This window comes from Piscinibacter gummiphilus, from assembly GCF_002116905.1.
GTDB lineage: Bacteria > Pseudomonadota > Gammaproteobacteria > Burkholderiales > Burkholderiaceae_C > Rhizobacter > Rhizobacter gummiphilus.
Map to the genome: position 1 here is coordinate 5111906 of NZ_CP015118.1, position 11073 is coordinate 5122978.

Consider the following 11073-nt stretch of genomic DNA (forward strand, 5'->3'; position numbering starts at 1 on the left):
GGGCGTGTCAGTACTGGTTGAACATCACGCCGGCGAGCCTGGTCGGCGTCGTGTGGATCGCGCTGATCAGCTTCTGCGTGGGCTTGACCCGTGTCTTGCCCGGCCGCGTGAGGATGATCGCGGCACCGCACTTCGACGCGACGACCCGGGCGTCGGCCCCGTGCGTGTCGGCCGGCGTGTCCACCACCACGTGGTCGAACTTGCTCAGCAACTCCTGCATCAGCAGGCCGAAGCCGGCGCGCTGCACGAGTTCCAGCGGGTTCGGCGGCGTGGTGCCCACGGGCAGCACGTGCAGCGACGGCAGGTCGCGCACCTGGTGGATCACGTTCGCCTCGGCGCGGCCGGCGAGGATGCCGCTCAGGCCGTTCTGGTTCGGCACGTTGAACAGCTCGTGCTGGCGCGGCGTGCGCATGTCGGCGTCGACCAGCAGCGTGCGGCCGCCCAGCTGGCTGAACGTGATGGCCATGTTGCTCGCGAAGAAGCTCTTGCCGTCGCCGCTGTCGGGGCTCATCACGGCGAGCGCGCGGCGCGGCTTGTCGTTGGCCATCACGCCCATCATCAGCTGGCTGCGCACCTCGCGGAAGGCTTCCGCCTGGTCGCAGAACGGGTCGATGGCGGCCACCAGTTCCTCGTGGAAGTGGGCGTTTTCGCTCGGCGCATACGGGTAGTGGAACTGCTGGGACAGCGCCCACAGCACGTCCTCGCGCGACGCGAGTTTCAGCGCGATGGCAGCCTCGCCGAAGCGCAGGTCGTTCGCGTGCTGGTGGTCGATGATGGCCTGCACCTGCTGGTCCGACAGGTCGCACGCTTCACGGATGTAGTCGCCGATGTAGCGGTCGAGCACCTGCGGTTCGACGTCCTGGCGGGCGTCGTGCGGCGAGAAGGACGAGGTGGCGAAGGAGGGGCGGGGGATGCGGCGGTTCATGGGATCCGATCGAAGACGGGGCCTTACTTGGCCAGGCGCGGCATGCCGCCGCCGAACATCCCGGCCTTCGACAGGCCGAGGCGCAGCCGGCCGTTCGGCCGCGCGCGGTTGTCCACGGGCAGCGAGCCGAGCAGCGGCTGCCGCAGGTACGCGATGACGTCGGCCTCGGTGCGCAGGCGCTGGTCGAGCGTCTCGCGGACGATGACCACGCCCACCGCGAGCAGCGTGCCCACCACCAGCGCGATGGCGAGGTTGAGCTTCGTGCGCGGCGACGACGGGTCGAGCGGCATCGAGGCGTTCTTCAGCACCGAGACGTTGGTCTGCGTGGTCTGGCTCTCGAGCGCGGTCTGGCTCATGCGCGCCTGCACCGCGTCGTAGTTGCGCTGCGCGTTCTCGACGTCGCGCATCAGCACGGCGGCCTCGTCGCGCTGGCCCTTGAGGAACATCATCTTCGCGCGCTGCTCCTCGATGGAGGTGCGCAGCTGCGCGAGGCGCTGCTGGTTCACGCTGTTGTTGGCCGTCACCGAGCCGCTCACCCGGCGCACCTCGGTGTCGATCTTCTGCTTGATCTGGGCGATGCTGGCCTTGGCCTCGAGCACCTGCGGGTGCTGGTCGCCGAACTTCGAGCTCATCTCGTCGAGCTTCGCTTCCTGGCGCGCCAGGTCACCCTTGAGCGACGAGATCAGCGCGTTGTTGAGCACCTCGCTCATCTGGTTCGGGTTGCCGCCCATCTGGCCCTGGCGGCCCGCGGACTCGCTGGCCACGGCCTGCAGCGCGACGAGCTGCGTGGACAGTTCGGTGAGGCGGGCGTTCTCGACGTCGTACTTCTCGTCGGTGGCCATCAGCCCCTTCTGCTGCTGGTATGCGGACAGCTTGCCCTGCGCCGACTCCAGCGCGTCACGGGCGTGTTTTGCGCGTTCGTCGAAAAAATTGCTGTACTGCTTGGCAGGTTCCGTCCGCAGGTCGAGCGTGGTGCCCACGTAGGCGGAGACGAACGCGTTGGCGATGCGGGCCGCGTTGCGCGGGTCGGCCGTCGTGTAGGTGACGGCCAGCACGTTCGACTCACGCCCGGGGCGCACGTCGAGGCCGCGCAGCAGCACGTCGGCGAGCCACGAGTTGTAGTCGCCCACGCCCTGCGTGACGTCGCGCCACATGCGCTGCAGGTCGGCGTCCTTGTCCATCCCCAGTTCACGCGCAGCGCGCTGCGCGACCCGTTCGCTGCGGAACACGTCGGCCTGCGTGGCCATGTAGCCCGAGGTGTTCGCCCCGGGCAGCACCACCCCGGCGATGGGGTCGGGCGACTTCACGTCGAGCACGACCATCGCGGTGGCCGAGTAGCGCTTGGGCAGCAGCAGGTTGGCCGCCACCGCGAGGGCCGCGGCACAGGCGAGCACGACCACGAACGAGATCCAGCGAGCCCTCAGGACGATTAGTAATTGCGTCAGCGTCATGTAATTCCTACCTCTCTGATCGGCACATTCTTCTCAGCACAACCGCCTGAGAAACACACGGGCGGAAACCCTGATGCCAGGGGTTTGCGTGTGCGGGTTTCCATGGAAGCGGACACCTCCTTGCACTCCCTGTGCCAATGCTGCGGTGCCGCATTGGCACAGGAGTTGCACTTGCAGCGTCACCGAACGTCAAGGAGTACCCCGATGGTTCCGACTGCTGCACACGAACTCCTCCTAGCAATGCGCAGGCCAAAGAGCGGCCGTGGGCAGGCGCTGGTGAACCAGCTTCACCTGCGTTTGAACCAGCTCGCCGCGGCCGTGCTGCTGCTGCTGCTCGGGCCGCTGATGCTCGTCATCGCCGCGCTCATCGCGCGCAGGGACGGCGCGCCCATCCTGTTCGGCCACTACCGCGTGGGGCATCAGGGCAAGCTGTTCCGCTGCCTGAAGTTCCGCAGCATGTACCGCAACTCCGAGCAGATGCTGTCGGACCTGCTGCGCACCGACCCCGCGGCGAAGGCCGAGTGGGACCGCGACCAGAAGCTCGAGAACGACCCGCGGGTCACGCCCGTGGGCCACTTCCTGCGCAAGACCAGCCTCGACGAGCTGCCGCAGCTGATCAACGTGCTGCGCGGCGAAATGAGCCTCGTGGGGCCCCGTCCCATCACCGTCGGAGAACTGACGCGCTACGGCCGCGTGCGCTGGCACTACCTGAGCGTGCGCCCCGGCATGACGGGCCTCTGGCAGGTCAGCGGCCGCAACAACACGACGTACGCCGAACGCGTGGCGCTCGACGAGGCGTACATCGACAGCCGCACGCTGCTCGGCGACATCTCCATCCTGTTCAAGACCGTGAAGGTCGTGCTGTACCGCGACGGCGCACGCTGAGCGCGCCGTCCGGGACCGGGGCTGCCCGACGCTGCTGTCCACCCTCCGGCCATCTCGACCATGGCCAACTTTCTTTCTCGTTTTCCACCGTTCGCCCCGAAGGAGTCATGGATGGACAGGGCTCATGCGGCCATCTCGCTCACCAACGACGAGGCCGTCGTGCATGTGATCGGCAAGCTCACCGACTCGGCGTTCGCCTTCGTCGGCAGCACCAGCCAGGCGCTCGGCGACACCGGCGTGCCGCAGACGGTGATCCTGCTCCAGGATCCCCCGAACCGGTCGCTTCTGGCCAAGTTCCACCCCGCCGTGCGGCTCGAACTGCTGCCGGCCGGCATCGGTCCCGTGCGGCGTTTCCTCGCGGGGGTCAAGGTGCTGTGCCACGAGGCCAGCGCCCGGCCCGTCGCGGCGATCCACCTCCACGGCGTGGTGCCGTCGCTCACGGCGGTGTACGCCGCGTGGTTCTGCGGCCTGTCGCCCAAGCTGTTCCTGCTGCCCCACGGCTCGCGCCTGCAGTGGCTCGTGCGCAAGGCCGCCGCGGCGGTCCGCCGCCCGAGGGCCGTGTCGCCACCCCACGCCGAAACGCCGACCCACACCGCGGCCGACGACGTGGCCAAGGTGATCCGGCTCGTCGAACATCCTGTCGACGCGCAATTCTTCGGCCATGACCGCCACGAGTCGCGCCGTCCGCTGATCGTGGCGGGCAGTGCCTCCGTGGACCCGGTGGGTGCCGCGCAGTTCGCGCAGATGGCCGTGCTGCTGGGCGAGGACGCCACGGCGCTCAGCTTCAACTGGGTGGGCCGCGTCGACAACGAATCGCGCGCGCGCCTGAAGGCCGCGAACGTGGGCATCTTCGACGAGGACGATCCGGCGGCGCGTGCCGCGAGGCTCGCCGGCGCGTGGATGTACGTCGCCTACGCCGGCACCTCCGACTTCCCGCTGCGCCTGGCCGAGGCCATGGCCCTGGGCCTGCCCTGCGTGGCCTGGGACTCGCCGCAGGCGCGCTCGGTGCTGCGCCACGGCGAGACCGGGCTGCTGTGCAGCACCCCGAGCCAGCTGCTCGCCACCATCGCGCAGCTGATCGACTCGCCGGAGCTGCGGCACAACATGGGCCGGGCCGCGCAGGAAGAGGCCACGCGGCGCTTCCATCCGGCGAAGGTGCGGGACCTGCTGCAGACGGCGGCCTGAGCCCCGCGGGGATGACGGGGCCGCTCCGGCCTATCATCCCTTTCATGATTCGCGTACTGCTCGTCGACGACGACCCCGAGTTGCGGACCCTGGTCAGCGACTACCTGTCCCGCTACCGCATGCAGGTCACCACCGTGTCCGACGGCGCCGGCCTGCGGCGCGCGCTGGCGGCCGCCGGATCGCCCCCGGCGTTCGACGTGCTGCTGCTCGACCTGATGCTGCCCGATGCCAACGGCCTCGACCTCTGCCGCTTCGTGCGCCAGACCTCGGCGCTGCCCATCGTGATGCTCACCGCCCAGGGCGATCCGGCCAGCCGCGTCGTGGGCCTCGAGCTCGGCGCCGACGACTACCTCCCCAAACCCTTCGAGCCGCGCGAACTCGTCGCCCGCATCAACGCCGTGCTGCGGCGCACGGGCGGCACCGCGGCCGCCGCGCCGGCCGCCGAGGCCGCGGTGCTGCGCTTCAACGGCTGGACCTTCGACCGTGTGCGCCGGCAGCTGACCTCGCCCGACCAGGTGGTGCTCGCGCTGTCGTCGGCCGAGTTCCGCCTGCTCTCGGCCTTCGTCGACCACCCGCGCCGCGTGCTGAGCCGCGAGCGCCTGCTGGAACTCACCCGCACGCCGGGCGCCGACATCACCGACCGCGCGATCGACCTCGCCATCTCGCGCCTGCGGCAGAAGCTCGCCGACCCGTCGCTGATCCGCACGGTGCGTGGCGAAGGCTATGCGTTCGAGATCGACCCGCCCGCGGCATGACATGAAGCGCTGGTTCGGCGACACCCTGTTCAGGCGCCTCTTCGTGCTGATGTGGGTGGCGCTCGTCGCGAGCCACCTGCTCGGCTACACCGCGGCCCACCAGGGCGCACCCGCCGGCGTGCGCGGCGCGGGGATGCCGCCACCGATGCCGTCGCTGCCGCCGATGGGCGGGCCGCCGCATCCCGGGCCGGCGCCCGGCATGGACCGAGGCCCACCGCCACAAGGCCCCCACGGCCCGCGCCCGTCGCCCACGCTGTGGCTCGACTACCTCGTGCGCGCGCTCGCCATCGCCGCGTTCGCCGCCTGGGGCGCGCGCTGGCTGTCGGCGCCCATCCGAAGGCTCGGCACCGCGTCGCGGCAACTCGCCGAATCGCTGCGGCTCGGGCGCCCGCCGGCGCCGCTCGACGAGACCCGTGGCACGGTCGAGGTCCGCGAGACGGCCCACGTCTTCAACACGATGGCCTCGCAGCTCCAGGACCAGTTCGCGGCCCAGCAGTTGCTGATGGCCGCGATCTCGCACGACCTGCGCACGCCGCTCGCGCGCCTGCGGCTGCGGGTCGAGCAGATGCCGCCGGGGGACCTCGCCGACCGGTGCGTCGCCGACATCCGCGAGATGGACACGCTGGTCGACGGCGCGCTGTCGCTGCTGCGCGAGCAGCACGACCCGTCGGCCCGCACCCGCGTCGACCTCGTGTCGCTGCTGCAGGCCCTGGCCGACGACGAGGCCGAGCAGGGGCACGCCGTGACCTTCGAGGGCGGGCCCGCGGTGGTCGAGGGCCAGCCGGCCGCGCTGAAGCGGCTGTTCGGCAACCTCGTGGGCAACGCGGTCCGCCACGGCGGCTCGGCCGACGTGCAGCTCGCGGTGGCCGGACACGAGGTGCGGGTCACCGTCGACGACCACGGCCCGGGCATCCCGGCCGACCGGCTCGACGCCGTGTTCCACCCGTTCTACCGGCTCGACACGCCGGGCGCGGCCCCGGGCGCCGGGCTCGGCCTGCACATCGCACGCGATCTCGCACGCCAGCATGGCGGCACCGTCGCGCTGGCCAATCGCCCGGAGGGCGGGCTGCGGGCCACCGTGACGCTGACCCTCGCGTCCGACGCAACCTTGTCCGCGAGGACACAAACCAGCGAAACGCAGGACACAGCCGATCCGCACACTGGCGCCGTCTGAAACACGGAGGCGGCGAGATGCCCAATGAATCCCACGACCACGGCCTGTCCCATGACCTGAACACGCTGGCCGGGCCGTTCGCACGGCGCCGCGCGCTGCTGTGGCTCGCCGGCGCGACCGCACTGCCCCTCCTCGCGTGCGGCGGCGGCGGCGACGACGAGGCCGGCAGCAGCACCACGGGCTCGTCGTCCACCGGCTCCACCGGGAGCGGCTCGTCGTCCAGCGGCACCTGCTCGGTGATCCCCGAGGAGACGGCCGGCCCCTACCCTGGCGACGGCTCCAACACGAACGGCAGCGGCATCGCCAACGCCCTCGCGCTGTCGGGCATCGTGCGCAGCGACATCCGCCCGAGCTTCGCGGGCGCCACCGGCGTCGCCGCGGGCGTGCCGCTGATCGTGAACCTGCGCCTCGTCAACACGAACAACAGCTGCGCCGACCTGTCGGGCTACGCGATCTACCTGTGGCACTGCGACCGCGAGGGGCGCTACTCGATGTACTCGTCGGGCGTGACCGCCGAGAACTACCTGCGCGGCGTGCAGGCCACCGACAGCGCGGGCGAGGCCACGTTCACGACGATCTTCCCCGGCTGCTACTCGGGCCGCATGCCGCACATCCACTTCGAGGTGTTCCGCAGCACGGCGACCGCCACCAGTTCGGTCAACAAGCTGCGCACCTCGCAGCTCGCGTTCCCGGACGCGGTGTGCGACGCCGTCTACGCCACCACCGGCTACACGGCGAGCGTGTCCAACTACTCGCGCATCACCTTCGCCACCGACAACGTGTTCAGCGACGGCGTGACACTTCAGGTGGCCGAGGTGTCGGGCAGCGTGGACACGGGCTACATCGCGGCGCTGACCGTGGGCATCGCGGTCTGAGCCGTATCATCGGGGGCATGAGCCCCCTGCACACGATCCCCCGCCGCACCAAGAAACTGCCGCCGCTGCGAGTCGGCGTCGGCGGCCCCGTCGGTTCCGGCAAGACCACCCTCGTCGAGATGCTGTGCAAGACCATGCGCACGCAGTACGACCTCGTGGTGGTCACGAACGACATCTACACGAAGGAAGACCAGCGCCTGCTCACCGTGGCCGGCGCGCTGGAGGCCGAGCGCATCGTCGGCGTGGAGACGGGCGGCTGTCCGCACACCGCGATCCGCGAGGACGCCTCCATCAACCTCGAGGCGGTGGACCGCATGCTCGAGAAGTTCCCCGATGCCGACATCGTGTTCATCGAGTCCGGCGGCGACAACCTCGCGGCCACGTTCAGCCCCGAGCTGAGCGACCTGACGATCTACGTGATCGACGTGGCGGCCGGCGAGAAGATCCCGCGCAAGGGCGGGCCCGGCATCACGAAGAGCGACCTCTTCGTCATCAACAAGACCGACCTCGCGCCCTACGTGGGCGCCGACCTCGACGTGATGGCGGCGGACACCACGCGCATGCGCACCAACGCGCAGGGGCTGAAGCCGTTCGTGATGACGAACCTGAAGACACACGCCGGGCTGGCCGACGTGATCGCGTTCATCGAGAAAAAAGGCCTTCTCAAATGACGTCATCCCGGCGGAGGCCGGGACCCTGGGCGGATGCCGAAGGTCCCGGCCTTCGCCGGGATGACAGTGTTGTTGTGGCGGTTCAGTGGATGGAGCCCACGCTCCGCAGCGCCTTCACCGCCCCCGCCCCCACCGACGCCCCGAAGCGCTTGGCCAGCCGTTCGGCCACGTTCTCCTTCGGGGTGTAGTCGATGATCTCGGCGGCCTGCACCACCTCGCGGGCCACGTAGTCGAGGCTGCCCAGGTGATCGGCCAGGCCCATCGCGATGGCCTGCTCGCCGTTCCAGTACAGGCCCGAGAACGTGTCGGGGCCCACCTTCAGGCGCGGGCCGCGGCCCTGCTTCACCACGTCGATGAACTGCTGGTGGATCTGGTCGAGCATCACCTGCGTGTAGGCGCGCTGCTTCTCGGTCATGGGCGAGAACGGGTCGCCGATGCCCTTGTTCTCGCCCGCGGTCAGCATGCGCCGCTCGACGCCGAGCTTCTCCATCGTGCCGGTGAAGCCGAAGCCGTCCATCAGCACGCCGATGGAGCCGACGATGCTCGCCTTGTCGGTGTAGATCTCGTCGGCGGCCACCGCGATGTAGTACGCACCGGAGGCACAGGCCTCCTCGATCACGGCGTACACCTTCTTCTTGTGCAGGGCCTTCAGGCGCTGGATCTCGTCGTTGATCAGGCCGGCCTGCACCGGGCTGCCGCCGGGCGAGTTGAAGCGCAGCACCACGGCCTGCGCGCCCTCGTCCTCGAACGCGGCCCGCAGCGCGGCCACGACGTTCTCGGCGCTGGCCTCGCCGTCGGGCGAGATCTCGCCGCGCACCTCGACCAGGGCCGTGTGCGGGCCGCTGGGGGCCGACGTGGTGTTGCGCGCGGCGAACGAGGCCCACACGACCAGCGCGATCAGCAGCAGCCACGACAGCCGGAAGAACACGCGCCAGCGGCGTTCGCTGCGGCGGTCCTTCATGTAGTCGCGGGCGAACTGTTCCAGCGCGCCGGCCCAGGCGGGCGGCGGGGCCACGGCGGGCGCGGCGGGCGCGGCGAAGGAGGACGGCGGGGACGCCGGGGTGGTGATCTCGTCTTGCGGATTCATGGGGATCTTTCAGCTGCCCGCCGCGGAAGGTGCGCCGGGCTCGTCGAACACCACGGGACGGGTGTCCCGGGAAGGATACCAATACACGCCACCGTCCCGCTCCTCGACCTTGAGCGCGGTCAGGCTTCCGCGGCCGCACGGGCCGCCGGCGCAGCGGCCGGTGCGGGGCTCGTACTCGGCGCCGTGGATCGAGCAGACGATGAACTCGCGGTCCTGGTCGAGGAACTCGCCCTCCTGCCAGTCCATCTCGGCGGGCACGTGCACGCAGCGGTTCAGGTAGGCCACCACCTTGCCGTCGAAGCGCAGCGCGAAGGCCCGCGCGGGCTGGCGCCACTGAAGCACGTCGAACACGAAGGCCTTGCCCCGGTCGGCCAGGTCGGCCGCGGGGCACAGGTACACGGCGTCGTCGCCGGTGTCAGGCATGTTCGGCGAGCCAGGCATTCAGGTCGGCGACCGAGTGCGCCACGTGCAGCGTGGGGTAGGCATCGAAGGCGGCCGGCTCGTGGGCACCGTAGCTGACGCCGATGGCGGCGGTGCCGGCGTTCTGGGCCATCAGCAGGTCATGGGTGGTGTCGCCGATCATCAGCGTGCGCTCGGGCTCCACGCCGAAGTGGTCCATCAGCTCGAGCAGCATCTGCGGGTGCGGCTTGGACGCGGTTTCATCGGCCGTGCGGCTGCCGTCGAAGACGCCGCGCAGCTCGACGGTCTCGAGCGCCTCGTCGAGCCCCCGGCGCGACTTGCCCGTGGCCACGGTGAGCCAGTGCCCGCGCGCCTTGAGCGCCTGCAGCATGGCCACCGTGCCCTCGAACAGCACGATCTCGTGCTGGCGGGCGAAGTAGTGCTTGCGGTAGCGGTCGCCCAGCTCCGGGTAGCGCTCGCGGGGCAGGCCGGGCGCGGCGTGCTGCAGGGCCTCGACGAGGCCCATGCCGATCACGTAGCTCGCGTCGCGGTCGCTCGGCACCGGCACGCCGAGGTCGGCGCAGGCGGACTGGATGCAGCGCGCGATCAGGGCGGTGGAGTCGAACAGGGTGCCGTCCCAGTCGAAGGCGATGAGGTCGAACCGGCGGGGTCGTGTCATTTCGAGAGCGCTTCCACGAGTTTCTGGCATTCAGGGGGCAAGGGTGCCGCCAGTTCGATCGTCTCGCCCGTGGAGGGGTGATCGAAGCGGAGGCGGCGGGCGTGCAGGAACATGCGGTCGAACCGGTGGCCCGGCACGGCCTCGCCCTTGCCCAGGGCCTTGTTGATGGCGAAGTCGCCGTATTTCTCGTCACCGGCGATGGGATGGCCCTCGTGGGCCAGGTGCACGCGGATCTGGTGGGTGCGGCCGGTCTTGATGGTCACGTCGAGCAGCGCGAAGTCCGTGAACTGCGTCACGACCTTGACCAGCGTGATGGACCGGCGACCGTCGTCGTGGTCGGCGTCCACCGTGCGCACGCGGCGTTCGCCCTCGGCGGTCAGGAACTTGTGCAGCGGCACGTCGATCACCTTGCGGGACACGGGCCAGGTGCCGTTGACCAGTGCGGCGTAGGTCTTGCCGGTCTCGCGGCTGCGGAACTGCTCCTGCAGGGCGACGAGCGCCGACCGCCGCTTGGCGATCAACAGCAGGCCCGAGGTTTCCTTGTCGAGCCGGTGCACGAGTTCCAGGAACTTCGCCTGCGGGCGGGCCCGGCGCAGCTGCTCGATCACCCCGGAGCTGACCCCGCTGCCGCCGTGCACGGCCACGCCGGCCGGCTTGTTCACGGCCATCAGGTGGTCGTCCTCGAAGACGATGGGGAATTCACGGGCGGGGGCTTTCGGGGCCTCGTCGCGCTCGGCCACCCGGACCGGCGGCACCCGCACCTGGTCGCCCAGGGCGAGCCGCGTGTCGGCCGCCGCACGGCCCTTGTTCACGCGCACCTCGCCCGAACGGATCACGCGGTAGACGTGCGTCTTGGGCACGCCCTTCAGCAGCTTCAGCAGGAAATTGTCGAGGCGCTGCCCCTCGGAACCCTCGTCCACGACGACGTTCAGCACGGCCGGGCGGGCGCTTGTGGGGGGCGCCGTTTTGGCCTCTATAATGCGATGC

The 11073-nt window shown here is 70.3% G+C and carries 12 protein-coding genes; 6 read left to right on the plus strand and 6 right to left on the minus strand.

Going from position 1 to position 11073, the window contains the following annotated elements; genetic code table 11:
* Positions 1 to 7 precede the first annotated feature (7 nt).
* Complete coding sequence (locus tag A4W93_RS23350; RefSeq protein ID WP_085752894.1) at positions 8 to 925, minus strand: polysaccharide biosynthesis tyrosine autokinase; 918 nt, start codon at positions 923 to 925, stop codon at positions 8 to 10.
* A gap of 23 nt (positions 926 to 948) precedes the next feature.
* Positions 949 to 2376, minus strand: coding sequence for a chain length determinant protein EpsF (epsF, locus tag A4W93_RS23355; protein ID WP_085752895.1), 1428 nt, complete (start codon positions 2374 to 2376; stop codon positions 949 to 951).
* Positions 2377 to 2652: 276 nt separating this feature from the next.
* Here epsF and A4W93_RS23360 point away from each other — a divergent pair, with 276 nt between their 5' ends.
* From A4W93_RS23360 to ureG, 6 genes are all read left to right on the plus strand, one after another.
* The gene (locus tag A4W93_RS23360) at positions 2653 to 3261 is read left to right on the plus strand and encodes a sugar transferase (RefSeq protein ID WP_237357605.1); all 609 of its coding nucleotides are present in this window, start codon (positions 2653 to 2655) and stop codon (positions 3259 to 3261) included.
* Between the two features lie 111 nt (positions 3262 to 3372).
* Entirely contained in the window at positions 3373 to 4446 is a 1074-nt protein-coding gene (locus A4W93_RS23365; RefSeq protein WP_157782223.1) for a glycosyltransferase, read from the plus strand.
* A gap of 44 nt (positions 4447 to 4490) precedes the next feature.
* The gene (locus tag A4W93_RS23370; protein ID WP_085752898.1) at positions 4491 to 5201 is read left to right on the plus strand and encodes a response regulator; all 711 of its coding nucleotides are present in this window, start codon (positions 4491 to 4493) and stop codon (positions 5199 to 5201) included.
* A 1-nt stretch (position 5202) separates the two neighbouring features.
* On the plus strand, positions 5203 to 6375 hold the full coding sequence (locus A4W93_RS23375; RefSeq protein WP_099959972.1) for an ATP-binding protein: 1173 nt from the start codon (positions 5203 to 5205) through the stop codon (positions 6373 to 6375).
* A gap of 17 nt (positions 6376 to 6392) precedes the next feature.
* On the plus strand, positions 6393 to 7250 hold the full coding sequence (locus tag A4W93_RS23380) for a dioxygenase family protein (protein ID WP_085752900.1): 858 nt from the start codon (positions 6393 to 6395) through the stop codon (positions 7248 to 7250).
* Between the two features lie 17 nt (positions 7251 to 7267).
* Positions 7268 to 7921 (plus strand): urease accessory protein UreG, encoded by a 654-nt coding sequence (gene ureG / locus A4W93_RS23385; protein WP_085752901.1) that lies wholly within the window; start codon positions 7268 to 7270, stop codon positions 7919 to 7921.
* Between the two features lie 82 nt (positions 7922 to 8003).
* On the opposite strand, the gene A4W93_RS23390 is transcribed toward ureG, so the two are convergent.
* Genes A4W93_RS23390 through A4W93_RS23405 form a run of 4 tightly spaced genes read right to left on the minus strand, consistent with a single transcriptional unit; the run spans position 8004 to position 11021 of the window.
* Positions 8004 to 9008 carry a S49 family peptidase gene (locus tag A4W93_RS23390; RefSeq protein ID WP_085752902.1) on the minus strand — a complete coding sequence of 335 codons (1005 nt, stop codon included), beginning with the start codon at positions 9006 to 9008 and terminating at the stop codon, positions 8004 to 8006.
* A 9-nt stretch (positions 9009 to 9017) separates the two neighbouring features.
* A complete protein-coding gene (locus tag A4W93_RS23395) occupies positions 9018 to 9431 on the minus strand; it encodes a Rieske (2Fe-2S) protein (protein WP_237357606.1) in 414 nt (137 codons plus the stop codon).
* The gene (locus tag A4W93_RS23400) at positions 9424 to 10086 is read right to left on the minus strand and encodes an HAD family hydrolase (RefSeq protein ID WP_237357607.1); all 663 of its coding nucleotides are present in this window, start codon (positions 10084 to 10086) and stop codon (positions 9424 to 9426) included. The genes A4W93_RS23395 and A4W93_RS23400 overlap by 8 nt, the downstream gene beginning before the upstream one ends.
* Positions 10083 to 11021: an RluA family pseudouridine synthase gene (locus A4W93_RS23405; RefSeq protein WP_237357608.1), complete on the minus strand. Its 939-nt coding sequence runs from the start codon at positions 11019 to 11021 to the stop codon at positions 10083 to 10085. The genes A4W93_RS23400 and A4W93_RS23405 overlap by 4 nt, the downstream gene beginning before the upstream one ends.
* Positions 11022 to 11073 lie beyond the last annotated feature (52 nt).